This window comes from Brevibacillus sp., from assembly GCF_003521185.1.
GTDB classification, from domain to species: domain Bacteria; phylum Bacillota; class Bacilli; order Brevibacillales; family Brevibacillaceae; genus Brevibacillus; species Brevibacillus parabrevis.
Map to the genome: position 1 here is coordinate 39,283 of NZ_DOTK01000036.1, position 22,744 is coordinate 62,026.

The window sequence follows — 22,744 nt, forward strand, 5'->3', positions numbered from 1 at the left end:
ATTTCGTCTCTTTCCTCGTCAGCGGCTGGGTGTGGTCGGCGCGAGTTTTAAAGAAAATGCTAAAGGCTGAATACATAAAAGTTGGCTTGGGTAGCGATTTGCAGTTTGCTTCATCGGTACTTCAGGCGTGGCGAGGCTGGTTAAGGGGTGATGGAGGGTTTCAAAAAAAGACATAGAAACAATGATTAAGATTCTTCTTGAAGACGGTTGCTTCATGCCACCAGTTCGGGGAAAGCTTGCTCACTTCCTGCCCTGGATTTCCCGCCCTTGAGCAACCTCCAAAAAACAATATCCGACCAAAGCGTACCGTCGGCCGAGGAAACAGGAGAAACAAGCGAAAGGGCTTTGGGACTCCTTCCGAGGCGGAGGCGAAAAAGGAAAACACGCTTTTAAGCGGCAACGTGCGTCCGCTTCTTCGATCTCGCTGCTTTTGACGCGGTTTTCCTTTTTCGCCGGAGACGGAACCCAAAATAAAAAGCTTGCCGCCCACAATCGAGCAACAAGCTTTTATCATTGCAAAAAACAAGCTTACTTCGCAGCAGCAAAACGCTTGCTTACTTCATCCCAGTTCACTACGTTCCAGAACGCGCCGATGTAGTCAGGGCGTTTGTTTTGGTAGCGCAGGTAGTAAGCATGCTCCCATACGTCCAGGCCGAGGATAGGTGTTTTGCCTTCCATGATCGGGCTGTCTTGGTTAGGAGTGGAAGAGATCGCCACTTTGCCGCCTTCAGCAGTCAACCAAGCCCAGCCGGAACCGAAGCGAGTAGTTGCTGCTTTTGCAAATTCAGCTTTGAAGTTGTCGAAGCTGCCGAAAGCCGCGTTGATTGCGTCAGCCAATTCACCAGTTGGTGCGCCGCCGCCGTTCGGGCTCAGGATTTCCCAGAAAAGAGTGTGGTTAGCATGTCCACCGCCATTGTTGCGCACAGCTGTGCGGATGGATTCAGGCAGAGCGTCCAGGTTGCTGATCAGCTCTTCTACGCTTTTTTCTTGCAAGTCTGCATGAGCTTCCAAAGCTGCATTCAGGTTGTTAACGTAAGTAGCATGGTGGCGTCCGTGGTGAATTTCCATGGTTTGCGCGTCGATATGAGGCTCCAGTGCGTCATGTGCATAAGGCAATGCTGGAAGTTGATGTGCCATTATAACATTCCTCCTCAAAAATATGTATGGTTCAAGCTACGAGCTTATTATACTACAAGACAACCACTTTTACAACAAATCAGTATGCAAAGTATATTAATCTATCAGCCATTTTCAGAGATTTCCAGCTTGCATTCAAAAAAGAGAGTGCTAGACTTGTTTTATTGCATACATACTTAGAGAATCAGGTGATCATGAATGGAACTGGACTTATTAACGGTAGTGTTTCTCGCTTTCTTCGGATTCGTCGCAGCCTTCATCGACAGTACAGTTGGCGGCGGCGGATTGATTTCCTTGCCCGCTCTGCTCGGTCTGGGCATGCCTCCCTATCTCGCGCTCGGCACGAACAAGCTCGCCGGCACGATTTCCTCGGCAACCAGCTCATTCACTTTTATCCGCTCGGGAAAATACGACAAGAAGCTGATGCTCATTCTCTTCCCCGTCTCGCTCGTCGGTGCCTTTTTCGGAGCCAAGACGGTGCTGTTCGTTCCCCAAGAAATGTTGAAAGTATTGGTCATCGTCATGATGGCGCTGATTTTCGTCTACACCTTGTTCAATAAACGGTTCGGTCAAGACTCCAACTACAAAGGGATGACCAAGTTTACGCTTGGGCTGGGCATTCCTTTTACTTTTTTGATCGGTTTCTACGACGGCTTCTTCGGCCCGGGAACGGGTTCTTTTTTCGTGTTTTTGATGGTGCTTCTGTTCGGTTATGACTTCGTAATTGCAGCAGGCAACGGCCGGATCTTGAATTTGGCCAGCAACCTCTCCGCGCTGTTTGTTTTCCTAGTAGAAGGCAAGGTCATTTTCCTGACAGGTCTGGTCATGGGGATTGCGATGCTGCTCGGTGCCAGCATCGGTGCGAAAGTCGCCATCAAAACCGGCGTTCGCTACGTCCGCCCGCTGTTTTTGATCGTCTCGATCACCTTGATTACGAAAATGATTTACGAGCTGATTTTTACCCCCTAACAACAAAGACGACCAGCCGGATGATCGCACAGGTGATCCGACTGGTCTTTTTTACGAAGCGCCAAAATAAAAAGCCTGGCCAAAGCCAAGCTCCCCCTACTCGTCTTTTCCTTTTCGTTGCTTCATGCGCAATATGATGCCGTCGATGAGAAGACCTATGCCCGCTCCATAAAAAGGGGCTGCGAATCGGGTCCCTTCCCCCATAGGCAGATCTTTCAAATACACGATCAATACACCCACAATAAAACCGATCATCGTGTAGCGTAGACGGGTCGGTCCCATAACGACACCCCCTTCGCACTACTTCCCGAATTTATTTGGCATTTTCATATTTTTCATCGTGCGGCTCATTTGCTTCAGCTGTTTTTGGTTGAGATTCATCCCCATAGAACGGGCCATGGCTTGCAGCTGTTTGTCGTCCATCTGCATGTTGGACATCTGTTTTTTCAAATAATAAGTGCCTCCGGCAAAACCGCCCACGAGGCCGAGTAACAATGTAACGATCGGGATTACCCAGTTGTACCAAGCCATCAATACATTACCATCCTCTATACGTAATTAAGAACTCTTTCATTGTACCATAGATGGGCTTTCTGTACATTGCAACGCGCGAAAATGATGAGACTGCCCCAAGCCATGTCGGCCTTTCCAAGCATATTCTAAGAACAAGAGGTGATGCATAAATGGCTCCTATCCTGATTGTGGACGCCGGGCACGGGGGAGTCGATCCTGGCGGCGGAAACAATGCGCAGTTTCTTGAAAAGAATATGACCTTGCAAATTTCCTTGTACCAGTTCAACCGCTTCAAGGAACTGAACATTCCGGTCGCGATGACGCGGACCAGCGATACTACGCTTTCAAGCGATGCACGGACTGCCCTGGTGCGAAACAGCGGCGCCCGTTACTGCATCTCCAACCATATCAATGCAGGGGGCGGCAGAGGCTCTGAAGTCATTTACTCGATTTATGGGTCAGCCGTATTTCCCCGCATGATCCAGGAAGAGCTTGAAGCAGAGGGAATGCCGAACCGCCGGATTTTCACCCGTACGCTCCCCAACAACCCGAACCGCGACTACTACTACATGCACAGGGAAACAGGAAGCGTGGAGACGGTCATTATTGAGTACGGCTTTGCAGACAATCCACTGGACGCAGATACGCTCGCCAAGGACTGGAAAAAACTCGCCGAGGGGGTTGTCCGCGCTTTTTGCGAATATGCCAAACTGCCCTACCGCCCTCCAGTAGCTCCTACTCCTACACCTACTCCCGCGCCAACACCGACGCCGACGCCCACACCTGCGCCTACTCCCACCCCGACGCCTGCGCCTACCGCTTCCCCCAATCCCGGAGATGGAGGTGGAGGAACAGTGCCCGACTGGAAACAGGAAGGGATCGACTGGATGTTTGACCAAGGCTTGTTGACCAACGAAGACTGGCGCAATCAAGCTGACAAGCCTTTGCCGCTTTGGGCCGAGGCCATCATATTGAAGCGCCTGTATGAGCAATTGAAAAAATAAGATTTGGAGGTAGTGCCCCGTGGGCTTCGATCTCGGTTTAATCATCGCCTTTGCCCTGGCCGGAACCGCTACCTTGTCCGATGTGCTTCGCATCCCGAAAAAGCTGCGCAGTTGGGTAGCCGTTGTCTTGATTGTCGGGCTGTACATGGCCAATCAATGGCTGTACTATCCCGGATTTGACTGGAAAACAGCGCTAATGGAAGGCGTAACAGCGGGCTTGGCCAGTGTAGGCATTCACTCTTCCGCCAAAAACACGATCGAGCAAGTAAGCAACAGCAAAAACAAGAAAACCGATTCTCAATCTGCCGTATAACGCGTCAGCGGCGTATCCGACAGACCTGAATAATTTTTTCTCGCCGGCACACTCAATACATCGTCCTCCGGGAAGCGATAGGCGGTCAGCATTCCGCCGAAAACGCAGCCCTGGTCGATATTGATTGTGCCGTTTTTGCGTTTCGGCTCCGGGTGCGGATCGTGTCCCCAGACGATCGTCGGACTTGAGACTCTGCGTTCTTTTGCCCACTCTCTGCGAATAGGGCGGCCATCCGGACCAGTCCCGGCCACATCGCCGTATCGACAAAACGTATGCACCGCAGGAGATTCCATGCCAATATAGTCATCCCTGATCCCGGCGTGAACAGCTACAGCAGCCAGCTTGTCATGACGGCGGATCATCATGTGCGACGGCGAGGAAAAAAGCAGCCGCCGACTTTGCTCCCGCAGCAAAGAAGCTTTTTTCGGCCCAAATTCATGCTGATAAAGCTTCAGCTCCTCTTCCACTTTTTCGTCGCCGTGCGCCAAGGTCACCGGCCTGCCATCCAGCCAGCGGGCGATCTTCCAGCCGTGATTGCTGTCTACCATCTCTGCCAGCCCAGCCGTGACGTGGAGGTGGAAAAATTGCAACATCCTGATCGAATGCGGTCCGCGGCTTGTTATATCTCCGAGGGAAAGGAGCTTTCGGCCCTTTGGATGTCGGTAGGCACCGTCTTTGCTTTGCTCGTACCCGAGCCGCTGGATCAGCTCCATAAACTCGTCGTAACAGCCGTGAACGTCTCCGATGATATCCACGCCGTTGTCGGCCGAAAGCACCTTGGAGCGTGTCTGAGGTTTATGCCTCATAGCGCGTTCCCTCCTTTCCCAATCTGTTACTTACTATCTTTACCATAACGGCAAAAAAAACTCAAAAAAGCCCCTCATCATGAGGAGCTTTTTTACGGCAAAATCAACCGAGATCGTGCGTATGAACATAAATCGCCGCCTGCGTCCGGTCCTCTACATTCAACTTGGCAAGAATGTTGCTGACGTGTGTTTTGACCGTTTTGATGCCGATAATCAGCTCATCGGCGATTTCCTGATTCGACTTGCCTTGACCGATCAGCTTCAGCACTTCCAGCTCACGCGGTGTCAACTGTTCGTGCGGATGCGATTCCTGGCCGTGCCGGAAACGGGCCATGATTTTCCCTGCCACTCGCGACTCCAGTACAGGTTCTCCGGCCGCTGCCGAACGGATGGCCTTCGCAATCTCCGCCGCCCGCGAAGTTTTCAGCAAGTAGCTGAAAGCCCCCGCTTCAATAACCGGATATACCTTCTCGTCATCAATGAAGCTGGTGAGAACGATGACCTTGCTGGCCGGACATGCTTCGCGAATGCGTCTGGTCGCTTCCACGCCACCAATGCCTTCCATGACCAAATCCATGAGGACAACATCCGGCCGCAGCTCGACAGCCATCCGCACACCTTCTTCACCACTGCCCGCTTCTGCCACAACCTCGATATCATCCTCTGTTGACAGGTAAGCCGCCAGTCCCATCCGTACCATCTCATGATCATCTACCAGTAATACGCGAATCACAGCATTTTCACCCTTCCCGTTCCGGCTGTAGCATCAGGGGAATCCGCACCTCTATTTGCGTTCCCTTGCCGACCGCTGAATAAATCTCCATCGAGCCGCCTACTTCTGCCACACGCTCCTGCATACTGCGCAGTCCGTATGACGTCATCTTTTCCCCATCCGGGTCAAAGCCGACACCATCATCTGTCACCCGCAATCGCACCTGCTCCTGCAAAGTGAACAGCTTGACCGCGATCAGGCTGGCCTTGGCGTGTCGCAGCGTATTGGACAAAGACTCTTGCAAAATGCGAAACAAGTGGTCTTCGATGCCGCTTGGCAGCCCTTCGACGTCTTCAATCTCCCACGTCAGTTCCATTGTATTTTTACGAGTCAGCTCTTCTAAAAGTTCCATCATCGCTTCTTTCAGCGATTTGTTTTGCAGCGTGGCCGGGCGCAGATGCAACAGTAACGCCCTCATCTCAGCCTGAGCCGCTGCTGCCATCTCCTCGACCAGCTCGATTTGCTGGGCTGCCCGTTGCGGATTTTTCTCCACCAGCCGCTTCATCGCCGCTGTCGTCATCGCGATGGCAAACAACTGCTGACTGACTGCATCATGCAGTTCCCTTGCCAAACGCTGGCGCTCCTCTGTCACGGCTGCCTGTTTGACTTGCTCCGCCAAAGCAGCGTTATGGTTGGAAAGTCGCTGCAAAGACGCGACCTGCTCCTCCCACTGCGAAGCCAGGCGGTTCAGCTGCCACCCCAGTTCGCCGACCTCGTCGACGCCCAGATCGGGCACACGGTATGACAGCATTCCCCGTCCCAGCTTCATGGCTGCTTCCCACAGCACGCCAAGCCGTTTTTTCAACAAATTCCCGAAGATATAGGAAATAATCAGGGCAACCAGCACACCGACAGGAAGCGATATGACAAAAGCGACCAGCTGGACCAACCCGTCAGGCTGTGTGGGCAAGGCCAAGCCCAAGTAATCCTGCATCCACAAGACGACTCTCGGGTCACTGATCAGCCTGCTGTATGCGCGATGAACCTCCGGCATGTCTTTCCAGGAAAAATAGAGCCAAAAAAAGCAAACAAACGAAACCGTAACTGCACTTGCGGCGAGCAGGACGCCGTAGCGCACATATTGCCACTGAATACTCGCTAATCGCTGTCGACGCATCCGCCAGTACCTCCTAGATGTACTTGACTTTTATATCGCCGACAAGCAGCGAGATATGCAAATTCACTTTTTGAGCCGCCTCCTCGTATTGCTCGGAACGAATCATCACACTCCGGTTGATCCCTCCCTGGCGGTGGCTCAATACTTCCAGGTCGCCCAGACTCAGCTCGGCGTTCACAGAAACCGGAAGATCGACAGGGACATAAACGGTGACATCCCCTACCCATCCTTCCACAATAAGAGCGGCCTCGTCCTGCATCAAAACCGCGCGGGACAGATCAATCACCACATCCCCGATCCCGTGCCACACATGCAGGGTGCTCAACTCAAAACGCCCGGAAGTCAGATGATAATCGCCAATCAACGAACTGCGAGAATCTTTGGGCAAAATTCGTTCACGCCCAGTTTCCTCTTCCTTCTCAAGCAGCTTGCTGCGGGAAGGCTTCCACTTGCTCAAGCTGTCCAGCCATTGTGCAGCGTCATGCCGAATGCCGTTGTGTGTATGAACAGGCTGATCCTCGCTAGTCATAGCCGGACCAGAAGGCTCTTCCCGTTGTTCCGGAAACGGGGGAAAAGAAGCTCGGTTTCCGCCCCCCCTCGTTTTGCCGCGAATCAACCGGAAGCCAAAATAAATCAACAGGATGGGAACTGCCAGTTGGAACAAGTCATCCACACCGATACCGAACCACATGTCCAGAGCAATAATGATTCCCAAACTGAACAGAATGCCGCCGCCAATCCGTTTGTTCTGACCCCAGAGGCGAACGCCGAAGTAGACGAGCACCATCGGCCACAGATCAAACAGACCGAACGAAATGATATGCAAACTGTCTAATAAAAGGCCGATGCCTGTCAAAATGATCAGGACGCCAGCCAACATTGTGTGCAAGCGGGACAGTTTCACAAAAGTCTCCTCTCTTACGCCCCATGCCGATCTTTTTCACTTTGTCTGTTTCGACACGTATAAATGAATGCAGGTGGGATATTCAGCAAGGTGAAGTCTGTCTCTACCCAAGGAAAACGCGCCTGCAGCTCAGCCTGGAGTTGTAGCGAATATTGGAATGTAATGAACAGGCCGCCTGGTTTTAATACGTTTTGTACTTCATCCAGAATGGCTGCTCGCAACTCTTGTGGGAAATTGGCAAACGGCAGGCCGGAAATGATGACATCTGCCTTGCCAAGCTCCATCTCCTCCAAATATTGTCCGAGTCTCGTCGCTTCCTCCCTGACAGGAAGATCAGGAAAGCGTGATTGAAGGATGGATCGAAACTGGCTGTCACGCTCCACAAGCACATAGTCGGTATCCGGATTGATATTTTGATAAATGGTTTGGGTAAAAGCTCCTGTGCCAGGTCCCAGCTCCAGAATAACATCCGTTGAAGCCCAATTGACGCTGCTCAACATTCGCTCACATAAAAACCGCGAACTCGGGATCACGCTGCCGACACGCCCAGGCTCAGCGATGAACCTTCGCAAAAAGACCATGAAGTCTGCCAAGAATCGTACCTCCTAGGGGAAAAGCAGCCTGCTATACAGGCTGCCTGATTGACACACTCTATTCTACAACCAATCCCCCAGTTCCTGTCCAATCAAGATTGTTCCGGCTGGGCGGACACTGGTTTTTTCTGTTGAAGCGATGCCTTGATGTTTGCCAGTTCTGTATCCAGATCGTCTTTTTCCAACTCAGAAAGCGCGTTCTCCCAAGCGAGGTTTGTCTGGCGCCATTGACCGCTCATTTGCGCTTCGGCTTCCATGCGCAGCACTTTTTCCTCCATGCGAGCAAAGCCACGGCCTGCGGACTGATTTCCGATTCCCACTACGGCATGATTCACTTGCTTTTGTGTACGAGCTACCTGTGCCCGAGCCATCAGCGTGAATTTTTTCGCACGCATTTTATAGAACTCTTCCTTCAGCTCAGCCAGCTTCTCGCGCATTTGCGTAGCTGCCTCGGATGCTGCCAGGTACAGTGTCTCATACTCTGCTGCACGCGCTTCGTATTGCTTTTTGTCTGCAAGTGCACGGCGAGCAAGTTCATCTTCCCCTTCTGTCAGAGCGAGCTTCACTTGACGATCGCGTTTGTCGATCAGTGTGTTCGCTTCATCCAGTTGTTGGCGGAATTTCTTTTCCAGTGCTACCTGACGGGCGACAGCCACTTCGACTTGTCCGATTTCCACTTCCATATCTCGCATGTATTGATTCAGCATGACTACCGGATCTTCCATCGAATCCAAAGCGTCATTCACCGAAGCTACTGTCAGGTCACGCAAACGTTTAAAAATACTCATGTTTATTTCCTCCTCATCATATCACATCGTGTCATTTCATCCAAAAGCTCTCGCGACTTGAGCAACTCTATGGCTGGCGACGGGTCACATCTTTTTCCCAGGCGTCCAGCGCGTCTTCTTTCAATACTTTTTGGGCCCACTGACGCTCCCAGGCAGGTGGCGCTTCTTTGGGGACATGACTGGGGCGCAGTAAGCGATACCCCAGATAAATCACACCAATGGCCAGTAAGCCGTGGAACAGCAGATGGAGCTTGCCAATCAGCATCAGGAACCCGAAGAGGAAGATCACGATTCCCCAGAAACGCGAACCGGATTGTCCCATAATCTTTCGAGCGCCGTACAGCATGATGACCCCGGGAATCAAAAGCCCGATCAGGTCACCGAAGTCGATTCCGATTTGATCCAGCAGAACCAACCCGCCGATTAGCAAGAGAACCAGCCCGAGCAAAACCTTTCCAGACCGTTCACTCATTGCTCGCTTACCTCCTATTCTCTTGTGCATGTGGTGCTTGCTAACTTATGCCCTTATTGTAGCCCCCCGGATAGGCTTTCCATAACGGGCGTGCGGTTGGTTTTTCCCTCCGTCCTTGGACGGAGAGCACTTCCTGCCATAATCGGACGAGCCTGTTTTCGCCCCATTCCAACCGCTCTTGCAATGTCGAAACAAAACGTTACACCTTTAGACAGGATTTTGTGACAAAAATATGAACAAGCAGTCAAAAAAAAGGAAAAATCGGACAAGCAGCGAATCTTCGTAGAGTGCGTGTAAAAAAACATCGAAAAATAGCCGAATTCCGCATGTCGGAAACGGGGGAACCAGTTTTTTGGGGTGAATAGTTGCGTTAGGCAACTTAGGGCGTCCTTTCGACCGAACCCTTCAGCTAACTTCGTAGGCTCACGAAAGGAGCAGTTTCTTTTGCGCAAGGTGGTACTATCTTTATTTATGGCTGGATTGCTTGCTATGGGAGCGGGCGCTGCACATGCGGCGGAGAACACGACACTCGAAGAGGTTGTCGATGATCTGTACGGCGTTCCTTACAAATCTTCAGGCACATCCAAAAAAGGCTTCGACTGCTCCGGTTTCACACGCTACGTATTTGACGCGTTAGGTGTAGACCTGCCGCACAATTCTGCCTCTCAATATGAGTACGGTACAGAAGTTGCACGGAAAGACTTGCAACCAGGAGATCTTGTGTTCTTTAATACAAACGGACGAAGCATCTCTCACGTGGGCATCTACATCGGGGACGGCACATTCGTGCATTCGGAATCCGGCCGCGGAGTCGTCAACACCAAGTTGAACGACCCGTACTACTGGAGCAAGCGTTTTGTTGGTGCCAAGCGCATCAGCTCGCCTGTTCTGGAAGCAAAGGCGGACACTCCGAAAAAGGAAAACGCGGTGCAAGCTGCATCGTTGCCGGAAAATCAACCAAAAAAGAAGTAGTTCGGCAAAAACATAAGAGCCAGGGACAATCGTCTCTGGCTTTTTCTGACGAAATTTAGTACCAGGTCTAATTAGGTGCCCTTACTTATAAGGAAATAAGCATGAATGAAGGGATACTTGTTCCTATTCTGTGAAAGCATGTTATGATAGACAAGGCTGATTCTTTTTTTGCCATGACACTTGTCCACTTATTAATAGAAGTAACTGGGGGTAATTCCGGTGAAAGATCACATTTTAATCGTTGACGACAATCAGGAGATTATTGAACTGCTTGAAGATATTTTGGAAAACGAAGGCTTTCAGGTCTCCTCTGCGGAAAATGGCGAGGATGCACTTGCCCTGCTCAGCCAGGGAGAGCGGCCTAATCTCATTCTGCTCGATATCATGATGCCTAACATGAGCGGCTACGAGCTGTGCTCGCAAATCCGTCGGGAATGGGACTTGCCTATTTTGTTTCTCAGCGCCAAAAGCAAGGCCGTAGACAAAGTAGTCGGTTTTGAAATCGGGGCCGATGATTACATTACGAAGCCGTTTGACACGGAAGAACTGCTCGCCCGCATACGCGCCCATCTGCGCCGCTACGAGCGCATCCGCAAGCATACCGAGGAGCAGCCGGAAAAAGACGCCTCCGGTTCCCCGATCACGGTCTTGAAGTTCAAGGATTTGGAAATCCATAAAGAAACGTATTCCGTCTACGTCAACAACCAAAAGATCGAGTTGTCCACGAAAGAGTTTCAACTGCTGACTTTTCTCGCTGAAAATGCGGGTATCGTCTTCACGCGGGAACAAATTTACGACCGCGTCTGGGGCTATGGCTACGGCTCGCTCAATACGGTGACGGTACACATCAAAAACTTGCGCGAGAAGCTGGAAACAGAGCGGCAATTCATCAAAACTCAGTGGGGGACGGGCTACGTATTCATCGGGGAGAAGCTTTAGATGAGCCTCCGCAAAAAACTGTTTCTTTCTTTTATCGCGTTGATTACGCTCAACATCCTGCTGTTCAAGTTCGTTTTTCAGGACATCATCATCGACCAGTTGAAAAACGACCGTCACAACCAGTACCAGGCAGAAAAGGTCCGGGTCAACCAACTGCTGCGCTCCAGCAACTTCAAGGACCCGATCGAGCGCCAGGAGCTGGAGAAGCAGTTGCCAGAAGACGTCATGTACCGGATGGTCGTGAAGGACGCGAGCGGCAACACGATTTACCACAGGCCGTCAAAAGCCTACTCCTTGAAGCTGTCCCTCCCTTCCACCACGAAAAGCGACCTGAAAGTCGTGGCAGAATACCATTTTCAGCAAGAGCCTCCCCGTGAAGGCGAGATTGTCATCTATTTCTACACGGACGATTACGACATTATGGGCACAACCGGAGTCTCGATGATGCTCTGGTTTATTTACGGAAGCCTCGTGCTGGTCGGCTTGCTGTTGCTCACTCTGTTCGTCCGCTGGATTTTGCGTCCGGTTAGCGAACTGGCCCGTGTCACGCAGGAAATTCGCGAAGGCAAGCGGCTGGTGACGTTTACGTATCGCTCCCATGACGAGTTCGGACAGTTGTTTCGCTACTTTGGCGACATGGTCGATGAACTGCGTTTTTCCGAAGAACGGCAATCTGAGATGATCGCTTCGATCGCCCACGATTTCCGCACGCCGCTGACTACGATCAAAGGGTACGCCTCCTATATCGGCTCTGGCCGCGTCACGGATTTGATGCGCATCCAGAAGCAAATGGGCAAGATCGAAGTGAAGACGAGCGATCTGGAAAAGCTGCTGGACGAGCTGCAAGACTTTACCGTGCAAAGCACAGAGGTGCGGCTCAACATTAGCCGCATTCACGTAAAAGGCTTTTTGAAGGGAATTATCGAGGACTACCTGGCGCGGGTGAAAGAAGCCGGATTGACTTTTCAATGGAAACTGCGCGTCTCCAATGAGCTGCACATCGAGGCCGATGAAACCAAGCTGCGCCGCGTCATGGAAAACTTGATCAACAATGCGATTCACTACAACAAACCGAATGGCTCGATTTTGATTACATGCGATCAGCGAGAAGGTCACGTGCTGTTCTCCGTGATCGACAAAGGGGAAGGAATTGCTGCCGAAGATTTGCCGAAAGTCTTCAACAAGTTTTACCGCGCGGAGAAATCCCGCAACCGCAACAACGGCGGCACAGGGCTCGGACTGACGATCTGCCAGAGCATCGTGCGCCGCCATGGCGGAGAACTCACGGTAAACAGCGAACAGGGAATAGGAAGCAGCTTCTCCTTCACCATTCCCTTTTTCCACGGATAGTTTATTTAGATTTATTGTCAGTTAATTTATTCTTTATATTTCTCTGTTAAAGTATTTCTTGTAAGCATGTTGCTTTCAGTGATAAATAACCCCCAGTTCGGTATCTGACACATCACGGCGAAACCGTAGTGAAAAGATGCCTCTTTTTTTTGCCTTAATCCCGTTTTTCCAGGCGCATGGGCAGTCCGTTTTTCGGACGCAGCGTAACCAGCGGCTCTGGCTCCACTACCTGTCCAGGCTCCGCAAGCCGCAAGCGATATCGCTGCGCAATCGTCGCAAGCAACAATGCCGCTTCCATCAGGGCGAAGTTGTTTCCGATACAAACCCTTGGCCCGCCCCCAAACGGAAAGTAGGCATACGCAGGGTTGCGTTTCAGCAAGTCGCTGGCGAACCGCTCCGGGATAAACTCATCCGGCTTGTCGTAATACCGTTCCAGACGGTGCATGACAAACTGGCTCATCATCAGCGTCTCCCCCGGCTGATAGGTGTGTTCCCCGATCTTCACTTCTTCGACAACTTCCCGATTGATCGTCCAGGCGGCTGGATACAGTCTCAATGTTTCCGAAACGATAAGGCTCGTATAGGTCAGTTTGGGCAAATCCTCCACCGTAGGCAGTCTGCCTTCCAGCACGGTTGCCAGTTCTTCATGCAGCTTCTGCTCGACGTGCGGATGCGTAGCGAGCAAATAAAACACCCACGACATCGTGTTGGCAGTCGTCTCGTGACCTGCCACGAAAATCGTCATGACCTCGTCTCTTACTTGCTCGTCCGTCATGCCTTGACCGTCGTCCTCGTCCCTCGCAGCGAGCAGCATTCCCAACAAATCGTCTTGCTGAGCTTCCGGATTTTTTCGCCTTGATTCGATCAAAGAATAGATCGCTTCGTCAAGCGTCTCATTCGATTCCAAAAATTGTCGATTGCTTCTTGTCGGAACCGACAGCGGAATGTCGATAAAGGAAGCGGCTTTATTCGCCACATATTTCAGTCCGACGTCGATAGCATGGCCAATTTTGTCAGCGCCCTCCTTGATGCTTTTGCCAAACATCGTCTCCGTAATGATCGCCAACGTTACTTTCATCATGTCGTTGTGAATGTCGCGGACTTCTCCCATCTTCCAATCGTCCATCAGCTCGACCGCATGTCTCACCATCACCTGACCGTATCCGGCGATGCGCTCCCGATGAAAAGCCGGCTGCATCAGGCGCCTTTGCCGCAAATGCTTTTTGCCTTCACTGGTCAAAATCCCGTCGCCCACTACGGCTTTGGCGATCTGCAAGCCTTTGCCCTTCTTGAAGTGATCTTGCTTGGTAACGAGCACTTCTTTGATCTGATCGGGATTGGTCAGCAAGTAAACATGGCGCTTCGGACCAAAGCGAAAATGAACGACCTCGCCATGCTCGGCGACTGCTTCACGGATAAACTGGAGCGGGTTTTTGCGAAAAGCGAGCAAGTTCCCGGAAATCGGCAAACCTCTTGGTCCTGTGATTGTCACACCCATCTGAATCCCCCTCATATGCTTTGGCTAGGTTATGGATAGTATCCCGGCACGAAAAGGAGTTTATGCGAAAAAAAGCCACCCGAAGCAATCAGGTGGCAAATCAGGTATAGCTATTAGCGTGCAACAGGCTGCTCCGTACGCAGCAGACGAAAAGCGATCAGCCGCTCCCGCACCTTGATCCCGATCACGGCGGCGAGTACAGCTTTGATCACGCCTACAACCAAAAACGGCGTAGCGCCGAACGCAACCGCTTTGTCCCAAGGGATATCCAGAACGAACTTGAGCTGGACGGTTCCAAAAGCGAGTGTCACGAACATGCCGATCACGTTGGCAATAACGGCACTTTTCAGAGTGAAGCCCATCTTTTCCAAATACCAGCCCGTCACAAAAGCAGTCGCGATGAATCCGAAAATGTATCCGCCAGTCTTGCCGACCAATACTTGCACGCCACCGCTCGCTTCCGTAAAGACAGGCAGGCCGACTGCTCCGAGCAGTACGTAAATCAAAAGCGCAAGTGTGCCGTAGCGGCTGCCCAGAATCGTCGCCGTCAAACCGACAGCCAGCGTCTGTGCCGTGATCGGAATGAGCGGCAAAGGAATCGTCACCTGCGACAGCACCGCTGTGACAGCAGCAAAAATGGCGGACAACAGGAGCCATCTCAAACGTTCGTTTCTCATGCGTAGTATCCTCCAATGTTAACTAAAAATATAATAAGGTTAACAAAATGATAATACGCACGAAGAAAAATGTAAATCCCCTATGTTTGATCGACATGTCGTTGCAGACCCGCAAGCGATTGAATCGTGTGCTCGATCAGCTCGCGCAGGTCGTCAATGTTGCCTTCGTCGATCTTGCGGTGAAAATCCAGGGTGATGTGGTTCGTTACTACCGTTGGCGGCCATTCGATCCGATGCTCCGGCAGTTTGGCGGACAGTGTTTGCGTAATGTAGGGGCGCTGACCCCAGATTTCATTGAGCAGCGTGGTGATTTTGTTCGCTTCGCTCGGGATGTCGTCCGGATTTGGCAGCTGCAAATGAAAATGAATGCAGATCGTGCAGCCGACATGCTCCACGAGCGGCTGTTCCAGCTGTTCCGAGGCGATGTCGCCGAGGCTCGTGCGCAACTGCATTTGCGCCCGCACGGCTTTTTCGCCTGCCGCCTGTTCGGCCAGCTTGAACTCAATCTGGAACAGCCGCTGGAAAGTAGCCATATCCATGACATCTGATCGTCCGGTAATGGTGATCGCTCCGTCAAAATCGCGGTCGTACACCGCTCCTTCCAGTACCACCCGGATGTTGTCAAAGATGAGTGGATGAAACACGAAGCATCCTCCTTTCCTTTTCCTGACTTGATTGATATATCCTCGAACAGCTCTTCGTATCTAGCATGCCTGCTTTCTTGCGCTTTTGCAAGCGAGAGACGACTTCCCCATAGCGAAAAGCAACCCGGGAATGTTACCATGGAAAGGAACCAACGTCAGAGGTGACCCACATGTTTCTCATTGGAATTTTAGTCGTCGTTGCGATTTTCGGTGAACTCTTTCACAGATTAAACCCTTGGAAAAAGCCCGAGCCGGCCTATGACGAGCTGGTCGCCCAAATCAAAACAACTGATTGGTACAGAGAGCTTGCCAGCGACGAGGCTTGCCGCCGTGTGCTGGAGAACGATCCGCACGTCCAAGCCTATTATGCCAGCACTTACGAAGCCCAGCGCCTTTTGACACAGGAGGGCTTTCAACTGGGCCTGATCGACTACGTCAAGGAACAGGCCGCCAGCACCTCGCCCAAATCGCACTGAACGGCAAAGCGCCGCTGCCAGGAGAGCAGCGGTTTTTTTGTATGCAATTTTATCGAAACGTTTGGAGTGGCAGGCAAGAAAAAGCCATTGCCTGAGCAGTCCTGCCTGTCCTTTACTTGCCTTTGATTAAGAGGAATTTAATGACAATCGAGACAAAAAGCTTTCTTGAAAAGAAAAAGGTATACCTCCCTGGCTGCCGCCTCGTGGTATACCTGTTCTATCCTGTATTCATCTGCTTACCGTTTTTGGTGGTAGTGCTTGTAAGCATCGAAGGATGCCTCTTCTTGGCAAGTGAAGCACTCGTTTGCGTACGATTCAGCCTGTTCGTTGATGGTTTGGCCGCAAGCAGCGCAGCATTTTGCTTTGAGATTTCGGTAAAAAGAAGTGATTGGCGTCATAATTTTTAACCCCCCGTGTGTTGTTATCTGTATTGTATTACAACAGTATCTGTTTTATAAAAGTTTGTTATAATACATTATGACGCTTTATCTTCATCTCTCGCGCAAATGCTCCCGCTTGCTCCATTTTTCGCTGTATTCATACATTTTTGCAAATTCAGCTTCTGTTGTAACACAACCGCCTTAGATCAACAGATTGAACAAATACGGATCGTTGGTAATCTCCACATAGCGGATGCCGTGTTGTTTCATCCGGCTGATCAGGGGCTGGTAGTCCTCCTGGCACTTCATTTCAATCCCGACGAGCGCCGGGCCGTTATCCTTGTTGTTCTTCTTCGTGTACTCAAAGCGCGTGATGTCATCGTGCGGGCCGAGCACCTTTTCCATAAACTCGCGCAAAGCTCCGGCGCGCTGCGGGAAATTAATGACGAAATAATGCTTCAGCCCCTCATGCAGCAAAGAACGCTCTTTGATTTCCTGCATCCGGTCGATGTCGTTGTTTCCTCCGCTAATGATACAGACCACATTTTTCCCCCTGATTTGGTCCCGGTAGTAATCAAGGGCGGCAATCGACAAGGCACCCGCAGGCTCTACCACGATCGCACTGCTGTTATACAACTCCAAAATCGTCGTGCATACTTTGCCCTCCGGCACCAGCACAACATCATTCAACACATCGCGGCAAATGCTCATAGTCAGCTGTCCCACCTGCTTGACTGCGGCTCCATCCACGAACTTGTCGATTTCATCGAGCGTCACGACGTCATCTCGCTCCAACGCCGCTTTCATCGACGCCGCTCCCGCAGGCTCGACTCCGATGATTTGTGTATTCGGGCTGATTCCTTTTACATATGTGCCCACCCCGGCAGCCAGACCACCGCCACCGATGCTCATGAACACAAAATCCGCAGGCTCTTCCAAATCGTTCATGATCTCCAGCCCCACTGTTCCTTGTCCAGCCACTACCAGCGGATCGTCAAACGGATGGACAAACGTCCGGTCTTCCTGAATGCAATATTTCATCGCTTCTGCGAACGAGTCGTCAAATGTATCCCCGATCAGCACAACCTCCACGTAGGAGCCGCCGAACCGTTTGACCTGGGAAACTTTTTGCCGCGGCGTTGTTGTCGGCATAAAAATCGTGCCGAGGATTTGCAGATGCTGGCAAGAGTAAGCTACCCCTTGCGCGTGGTTGCCCGCACTCGCGCATACAACGCCGCGCTCCCGCTCCTGCAAAGACAAGCTCCGCATAAAATGGTAGGCTCCACGAATTTTAAAAGAACGGACGACCTGCAAATCTTCCCGCTTCAAATACACGTTGCAGCCATAGCGCTCAGACAGGACATTATTTTTTTGCAGCGGCGTCTTCTCGACAACATCTTTTAACCCGTGGTTGGCAACCACAATCTCTTCCACTCTCACTATAGACATATCTCTCTTGCTCCTCCCAAACGTTGGTTGTCTCTTTTTTCACTTGCCCAGTCAAAAGAAAAGCCTTCACCTCGCCAGCGTCGCTTAAATGCGCACGGCTGGCTGAGGCGAAGGCATCGCGGTACCACTCAGCTTCTCTGTCTTCCTCACGAAAAACAGACTTAATAGAAGTTCCACGATGGGAACCCCCGTCCGGGTAACGGAGACGAATCCGTTGTCCTCTACTTGCAGTTTTTTGCGACTGCGTTCTAGGGCACTGCTCCAAGGTGATTTTCAAAACAGGCTGGGCGTCCGTTCTTTCAGCACGGGGAACGGCTCTCTGCACGCTGCTCTCTGCTCCTACTCTTCCTTTTCTACGCAACTGATAACAAACTATTCAAATTATTAGTTACAAATTATAATGCGAGTCTGTTTTCTTGTCAAACAAAACCGATATTCCATTCAGTCTGGTTGCATGCAAAAAGAAGGAGAAAGCCCGCTTGCGAGTGGCTCTCTCCTTCTTTTTGGTGCATCGCAAATTTATACCGCTTCGTAAATCGCTTCGTAGCGCTTGCCGATTTCTTCATCAGTCAAGCCAGCTTCACGCAGGCGTCCAATCAGTGCATTTGCCCAGATTTCTGTGCGTTGCGCCATTTTTGCGTATTTTTTCGCTTCCTTCACTTTGCGCTTGGAGCGATCTTCACCGTTCGATTTGAGATTGTCCAAGATAAACAGCATGCGCATGCTATCTTCCTCGTTCAACTCTTTCCAGTTGTCGTTCAAAAACGCGACTACTTGTTTGTAGTACCCGTCAAACTCATCGAAGGAAATCTCGGTATCCATGTTGAGATACTCTTTCATTTTGTCGAATAGCTCTTGCATCTAGCGTCACAACTCCCTCAGTATTCTCCGCCCCATTATAACAAAAACAAGCCTGCACAGGAAGTTGCCATTATTTGTGAACATATCGGCAGATCCGATCTGCGCCCTCCCCATGCAACAAGTCCGGGAATGGACTATAATGAGGAGATACTGAAATGCCCTGAGGAGAACAAAATGACTACATCGAAAAAGGAACAAGAAACAAGCATACGCGTCGGCCAGCAAATGACGCTCACCATAAAAAGCCTGGGGATCAACGGCGAAGGAATCGGTTATTTCAAAAGAAAGATCGTATTCGTAGAAGGAGCGCTCCCAGGAGAGGTCGTGCATGCAGAAGTGACGGAAGCGCGGGAAAAATTCGCGACAGCCCGGCTGCTTCGCGTGGTGGAAAAATCAAAAGATCGCGCCACTCCCCCCTGTCCGGTGTACAAGGAATGCGGCGGATGCAGCTTGCAGCATCTGGACTATGCGGCACAGCTTGCAAGCAAGCAGGAAATCGTCATCGAGTCGCTGCGCAAGTACGCCCGCCTGCCTGAACCGCCTGTCGCCCCGACTATCGGGATGGACAATCCGTGGTCGTACCGCAACAAGGCACAATTCCAGGTCGGCAAGCAAAACGGGAAGCTCATCGCCGGACTGTACCAGACAGGCAGCCACAAGCTCGTCGATCTGGAAGGCTGCCAGGTGCAACATGAGGCGACGACGAAGATCGTGCAAGCCGCTAAAAAAATCATCGAAGAGCTGGGCATCCCTGTGTACGACGAAAGAAAGCGAACAGGCGTCATCCGCACGATCGTGGCGAGGGTCGCTTTTGCCACAGGCGAGACGCAGTTGACGCTCGTAACGGCCACAAAAGAAATTCCCCGCGTCAAAGAGCTGCTCCTGGAGCTGCGCACCCGCCTGCCCGAGCTGGTCAGCATCGCGCAAAACGTGAACGCGCAAAAAACATCGCTTGTCTTCGGCGACCAGACGCTCTCCCTGTGGGGCAGACCTTCTATCGCGGAAAAGCTCGGGGAACTGTCGTTTGATTTGTCCGCCCGCGCCTTTTTCCAACTGAATCCGGAGCAGACGCAAAAGCTGTACGATCAGGTCAAAAAGGCGGCTGCCTTGACGGGCAAGGAACTGGTGCTCGATCTGTACTGCGGCACCGGAACGATCGGCCTCTGGCTCGCCCCGCACGCGCGCGAGGTGCGCGGCATCGAGCTGATCCCGGAAGCCGTAGAAGACGCCAACCGCAACGCCGTGCGCAACCAAGCCACGAACGCAAGCTTCCACGTAGGCCGCGCCGAGGTGCTCATGCCGAAATGGGCCAAGCAAGGCACGCGCCCGGACGTCGTCGTAGTCGACCCGCCCCGTACCGGGCTGGATGACGCGCTGATCCGCTCTTTGCTGGACGTGCGGCCGAAGAAGATCGTGTACGTGTCCTGCAACCCGTCAACGCTGGCGAAGGACATTGCGAAGCTGATGCAGCGGTATGAGCTGAAAAGCGTGCAGCCGGTGGATATGTTTCCGCATACGGCACATGTGGAGAGTGTGGCTCTGCTTATGAGTAAAGAAATAGACAGCGTAAATAGTTGATTTTATAGGGTTTTTGAGATTGATACAGGACATAGAAACAAAATGTAACAGGTGCATGATGGACGTATTGTTAACCAAATCCGTCATAACAGATCATTTAGGTGCTTATTGTAACATGCTAAGACCCTCCGTCAATGGTTGAAACTCCGACATAGCTTGACCGATGAAAAGTACATCATCTTCGTACCTGTTTGTATCTGAGCGGTCAGGCAAGTTTGGGGCAAGAGGAATACAGGTGATACTTGATAAATACGCTGACTTGGCGAACATGAAGGACCGTATACCGCACCGCTTTAGACATAGCTTCTGTAAACGGTGGGGCTACAATAGAAGGCATCAGGAGATTGGCACGACATGAAAGCATCCAGACCACAGCAATTTACATTGACCCATCCCATACTGAACAATTGCAAGCATTGAACAACATGTAAAAGCCACCCTGCTACCATTGGTACATTAAGGGTGGCTTGGTTCTTGTTTATAGCCGCCCTTGGAAAGCCTTTAGAACGTCTAAGTATAGAGGGGGGTGCCGAATAATTTGTTTTTTATTGCATTGGTGCAGGAAATAAAAAGTTACTTTGTGTGAGCATCGTAGGTAGTCAACTCGAAGATGAGCGGTCGCCCCAAAAATGGTCAACTTATTCATTAGCATTTATATACCAGCGCACCTGACACCGCCCGCAAAGTAAGTCAAGATTTTTATCATTGTGAGTTACAGAAAAATCCCCCCATTCTAGCAAAACTGTCCATTCTTGCCTACTCAATTCTGAGAATAGATAAAGCCTACACCCTTAATTCAGTAATATCGGCTTCTTTGCTGCCCACGAAAATTACTTGACCGCTAAGGTCTTACCTTATAATTTTCAGATTTGGTTGGCCCCTAATACGCGAATACATACACTTTCAAAGAACAAATTTCTCATCTCATCCTCTTTGATCTCTGGATCTAATTCTTTAAACCAATCTTTCTCTAAGTCCTCCTCTGTAAGTACATTAGGTCTCCAAAAAAGTAATCCTAACTCTGGAAAATCATAAGTCCAGCCTAACTCACGGTCATCCCGATCATATTTTGATATCTTGTCAATTTTCTCCACAAGGTCTACTACTTTTGTCTTGAATACATCAATATTTATAACTACGCATTCAAAAACATCTTGTAAATTCGATGAAATTTCAATAAAGTTTACCTTCTCATATGAATCATACTTAACACGGATAGAATTTTTGAAGAAATTAGTAGTTAAATTATCTTTATTGTATTTTCTCTTGTACTCTTGGATGCATTCTTCTACTTCCTCTTTATCCATACCAAATTTTATAGTGCCAATTCCAATGCCAGGTTCAATGATTAACTTATCCATTGTTATCCCTCCTACTTGAACACTAATTCATTTAAATGTTTATTATACTAAGAAAATGCAAAGAGCCACACCATCCCAAAAATAGAATTTATTCTGGAAAGTGTGACCCTTGCTTTTAATCAACGAGAAGCTTTGATGTTTGCCTAAACTTCAATTCCGAAATAATCATGATATTGTGCTAATGCTTCGATAATAGCGTCATAGTATTTTCTTTGTAAATTTCTATATCGCCCTTCGGAATCTTCAGCATCTTTCAGTGCGTCAACTTCAAATTGCAATAGTTCTTCGTATTGTTCATTTTGTAAGTAATTGAGTTCTTTATTTCGGAAACTCTTATTGCCACCATAATTCGGTGTATTGTAATGATCTTCTGCCATCATCCTAATGCAAGGTGCATTACCTGAATTAAATCCTGCATCATCCAATGCTTTTGCTGAAACAAGATGATGTCTTTGACCACCTTTTGGTTTTAAATTTTTATAAGTATCTACTTCAAAATTATATCTTTGGTGGGCTTCGTCCCTATCACCTTTATTATCGAATCTCTGAGTAACATTACTTTCAGTAACTCGTAGATCATATTCGAAATAGTCTGAAACTGATTCCTTACTTATTTTCCAAGAAAAAAAATTACCACTTCTAACCGATGATCTATCTACAGACTTAGTATCCCCAATTCTCCAATTACTGCCACTCAAGTTGTACTGAGTTACGAGTCCAGTTATTCTTTGAATTGGACGAACTCCTGTTTGTAGATGAATCAAGTCTAATTCTACCCAATTATCATCCACATCAAGTCTAATTGCAATAATGCCATCAATACTATTTGCAGCTAAATTTCTTTGAATAATCACTTTTGGGTTTGACTCTTGAAGCTCTTCCGGTTCAGGTTTTTCTAATCCATACTTTTCTATTAATTTATTCTCTGTTTCTTCGTCAACGCCATGCTTTGGAAGTGATTTTGCAAAACTACTCGAGCTTGATTGCTTTGACAGTTCCGCTATTTCGTCTTCAAAATTATTTTCTTTAATGAACTCCAGAACATCATCATAAACCTCAATATCTTTCAAATAAATAGTTTCTAAAGTGTACTCATCTTTTTCCTCGGAATTCAAACCGTTCGCATGTGAGCTACTCGTAAATGAATTTGACGGATTGTCAAGCCAAGTGC

At 50.0% G+C, this 22,744-nt stretch carries 26 protein-coding genes and 1 riboswitch; of the genes, 8 read left to right on the forward strand and 18 right to left on the reverse strand.

The genetic code is table 11. From position 1 onward, the window contains the following. Positions 1–528 precede the first annotated feature (528 nt). Entirely contained in the window at positions 529–1,137 is a 609-nt protein-coding gene (locus tag DEP07_RS10110; protein ID WP_063228762.1) for a superoxide dismutase, read from the reverse strand. Positions 1,138–1,335: 198 nt separating this feature from the next. Between DEP07_RS10110 and DEP07_RS10115 the strand changes: the two genes are divergently transcribed. Then, a complete protein-coding gene (locus tag DEP07_RS10115) occupies positions 1,336–2,106 on the forward strand; it encodes a TSUP family transporter (RefSeq protein WP_122966153.1) in 771 nt (256 codons plus the stop codon). A 96-nt stretch (positions 2,107–2,202) separates the two neighbouring features. Here DEP07_RS10115 and DEP07_RS10120 read toward each other — a convergent pair whose 3' ends face one another. Then, positions 2,203–2,388 carry a hypothetical protein gene (locus DEP07_RS10120; RefSeq protein WP_122966154.1) on the reverse strand — a complete coding sequence of 62 codons (186 nt, stop codon included), beginning with the start codon at positions 2,386–2,388 and terminating at the stop codon, positions 2,203–2,205. Positions 2,389–2,406: 18 nt separating this feature from the next. After that, entirely contained in the window at positions 2,407–2,637 is a 231-nt protein-coding gene (locus DEP07_RS10125; protein ID WP_063228765.1) for a YneF family protein, read from the reverse strand. A gap of 152 nt (positions 2,638–2,789) precedes the next feature. Here DEP07_RS10125 and DEP07_RS10130 point away from each other — a divergent pair, with 152 nt between their 5' ends. Both DEP07_RS10130 and DEP07_RS10135 read left to right on the forward strand, forming a co-directional pair. Next, a complete protein-coding gene (locus DEP07_RS10130) occupies positions 2,790–3,623 on the forward strand; it encodes an N-acetylmuramoyl-L-alanine amidase family protein (RefSeq protein WP_173598642.1) in 834 nt (277 codons plus the stop codon). 19 nt (positions 3,624–3,642) lie between these two features. Beyond that, complete coding sequence (locus tag DEP07_RS10135; RefSeq protein WP_173598643.1) at positions 3,643–3,936, forward strand: hypothetical protein; 294 nt, start codon at positions 3,643–3,645, stop codon at positions 3,934–3,936. Here the strand turns inward: DEP07_RS10135 and DEP07_RS10140 are convergent. The 7 genes from DEP07_RS10140 to DEP07_RS10170 all read right to left on the reverse strand — a co-directional run bounded on the left by DEP07_RS10140 (position 3,921) and on the right by DEP07_RS10170 (position 9,388). Continuing rightward, on the reverse strand, positions 3,921–4,742 hold the full coding sequence (locus DEP07_RS10140; RefSeq protein WP_122966157.1) for a metallophosphoesterase: 822 nt from the start codon (positions 4,740–4,742) through the stop codon (positions 3,921–3,923). The genes DEP07_RS10135 and DEP07_RS10140 overlap by 16 nt on opposite strands. Before the next feature lie 103 nt (positions 4,743–4,845). Continuing rightward, the gene (locus tag DEP07_RS10145) at positions 4,846–5,475 is read right to left on the reverse strand and encodes a response regulator (RefSeq protein WP_063228769.1); all 630 of its coding nucleotides are present in this window, start codon (positions 5,473–5,475) and stop codon (positions 4,846–4,848) included. Positions 5,476–5,482: 7 nt separating this feature from the next. Then, positions 5,483–6,631, reverse strand: a complete 1,149-nt coding sequence (locus DEP07_RS10150) for a HAMP domain-containing sensor histidine kinase (RefSeq protein ID WP_122966158.1) — start codon at positions 6,629–6,631, stop codon at positions 5,483–5,485. A 13-nt stretch (positions 6,632–6,644) separates the two neighbouring features. Continuing rightward, positions 6,645–7,535, reverse strand: a complete 891-nt coding sequence (liaF, locus tag DEP07_RS10155; protein ID WP_122966159.1) for a cell wall-active antibiotics response protein LiaF — start codon at positions 7,533–7,535, stop codon at positions 6,645–6,647. A gap of 14 nt (positions 7,536–7,549) precedes the next feature. Further along, positions 7,550–8,128, reverse strand: coding sequence for a class I SAM-dependent methyltransferase (locus DEP07_RS10160; RefSeq protein ID WP_122966160.1), 579 nt, complete (start codon positions 8,126–8,128; stop codon positions 7,550–7,552). Between the two features lie 92 nt (positions 8,129–8,220). Continuing rightward, a complete protein-coding gene (locus DEP07_RS10165; protein ID WP_063228773.1) occupies positions 8,221–8,916 on the reverse strand; it encodes a PspA/IM30 family protein in 696 nt (231 codons plus the stop codon). A gap of 67 nt (positions 8,917–8,983) precedes the next feature. Next, positions 8,984–9,388 (reverse strand): LiaF transmembrane domain-containing protein, encoded by a 405-nt coding sequence (locus DEP07_RS10170; protein ID WP_281869561.1) that lies wholly within the window; start codon positions 9,386–9,388, stop codon positions 8,984–8,986. Positions 9,389–9,691: 303 nt separating this feature from the next. Further along, positions 9,692–9,828: riboswitch (cyclic di-AMP (ydaO/yuaA leader) on the forward strand. Positions 9,829–9,832: 4 nt separating this feature from the next. Between DEP07_RS10170 and DEP07_RS10175 the strand changes: the two genes are divergently transcribed. From DEP07_RS10175 to DEP07_RS10185, 3 genes are all read left to right on the forward strand, one after another. Next, entirely contained in the window at positions 9,833–10,360 is a 528-nt protein-coding gene (locus DEP07_RS10175; protein ID WP_122966162.1) for a C40 family peptidase, read from the forward strand. Between the two features lie 219 nt (positions 10,361–10,579). Next, positions 10,580–11,299, forward strand: a complete 720-nt coding sequence (locus DEP07_RS10180) for a response regulator transcription factor (protein WP_173597083.1) — start codon at positions 10,580–10,582, stop codon at positions 11,297–11,299. Further along, positions 11,300–12,649 carry a sensor histidine kinase gene (locus tag DEP07_RS10185; protein WP_287102429.1) on the forward strand — a complete coding sequence of 450 codons (1,350 nt, stop codon included), beginning with the start codon at positions 11,300–11,302 and terminating at the stop codon, positions 12,647–12,649. Positions 12,650–12,803: 154 nt separating this feature from the next. On the opposite strand, the gene DEP07_RS10190 is transcribed toward DEP07_RS10185, so the two are convergent. The 3 genes from DEP07_RS10190 to DEP07_RS10200 all read right to left on the reverse strand — a co-directional run bounded on the left by DEP07_RS10190 (position 12,804) and on the right by DEP07_RS10200 (position 15,468). Beyond that, on the reverse strand, positions 12,804–14,147 hold the full coding sequence (locus DEP07_RS10190) for a cytochrome P450 (RefSeq protein ID WP_122966165.1): 1,344 nt from the start codon (positions 14,145–14,147) through the stop codon (positions 12,804–12,806). Positions 14,148–14,260: 113 nt separating this feature from the next. Then, positions 14,261–14,824, reverse strand: coding sequence for a biotin transporter BioY (locus DEP07_RS10195; protein ID WP_242772554.1), 564 nt, complete (start codon positions 14,822–14,824; stop codon positions 14,261–14,263). Positions 14,825–14,904: 80 nt separating this feature from the next. Then, entirely contained in the window at positions 14,905–15,468 is a 564-nt protein-coding gene (locus DEP07_RS10200; RefSeq protein ID WP_173597085.1) for a hypothetical protein, read from the reverse strand. A gap of 170 nt (positions 15,469–15,638) precedes the next feature. On the opposite strand from DEP07_RS10200, the gene DEP07_RS10205 reads away from it, so the two are divergent. Continuing rightward, a complete protein-coding gene (locus DEP07_RS10205; protein ID WP_173597086.1) occupies positions 15,639–15,944 on the forward strand; it encodes a hypothetical protein in 306 nt (101 codons plus the stop codon). Positions 15,945–16,180: 236 nt separating this feature from the next. Here the strand turns inward: DEP07_RS10205 and yhfH are convergent, their stop codons facing one another. The 3 genes from yhfH to DEP07_RS10220 form a co-directional block, all read right to left on the reverse strand. After that, positions 16,181–16,342, reverse strand: a complete 162-nt coding sequence (yhfH, locus tag DEP07_RS10210) for a protein YhfH (protein WP_287102430.1) — start codon at positions 16,340–16,342, stop codon at positions 16,181–16,183. A 183-nt stretch (positions 16,343–16,525) separates the two neighbouring features. After that, the gene (ilvA, locus tag DEP07_RS10215) at positions 16,526–17,773 is read right to left on the reverse strand and encodes a threonine ammonia-lyase IlvA (protein WP_122966169.1); all 1,248 of its coding nucleotides are present in this window, start codon (positions 17,771–17,773) and stop codon (positions 16,526–16,528) included. A 519-nt stretch (positions 17,774–18,292) separates the two neighbouring features. Further along, entirely contained in the window at positions 18,293–18,634 is a 342-nt protein-coding gene (locus DEP07_RS10220; RefSeq protein ID WP_063228784.1) for a hypothetical protein, read from the reverse strand. A 174-nt stretch (positions 18,635–18,808) separates the two neighbouring features. Here DEP07_RS10220 and rlmD point away from each other — a divergent pair, with 174 nt between their 5' ends. Further along, positions 18,809–20,212 carry a 23S rRNA (uracil(1939)-C(5))-methyltransferase RlmD gene (gene rlmD, locus DEP07_RS10225; RefSeq protein ID WP_287102431.1) on the forward strand — a complete coding sequence of 468 codons (1,404 nt, stop codon included), beginning with the start codon at positions 18,809–18,811 and terminating at the stop codon, positions 20,210–20,212. An 863-nt stretch (positions 20,213–21,075) separates the two neighbouring features. Here the strand turns inward: rlmD and DEP07_RS10230 are convergent. Next, positions 21,076–21,573, reverse strand: a complete 498-nt coding sequence (locus DEP07_RS10230; RefSeq protein ID WP_287102432.1) for a hypothetical protein — start codon at positions 21,571–21,573, stop codon at positions 21,076–21,078. Between the two features lie 143 nt (positions 21,574–21,716). Then, positions 21,717–22,744: hypothetical protein (locus tag DEP07_RS10235; RefSeq protein WP_287102433.1), on the reverse strand; the 1,028-nt coding region annotated here is incomplete at its 5' end.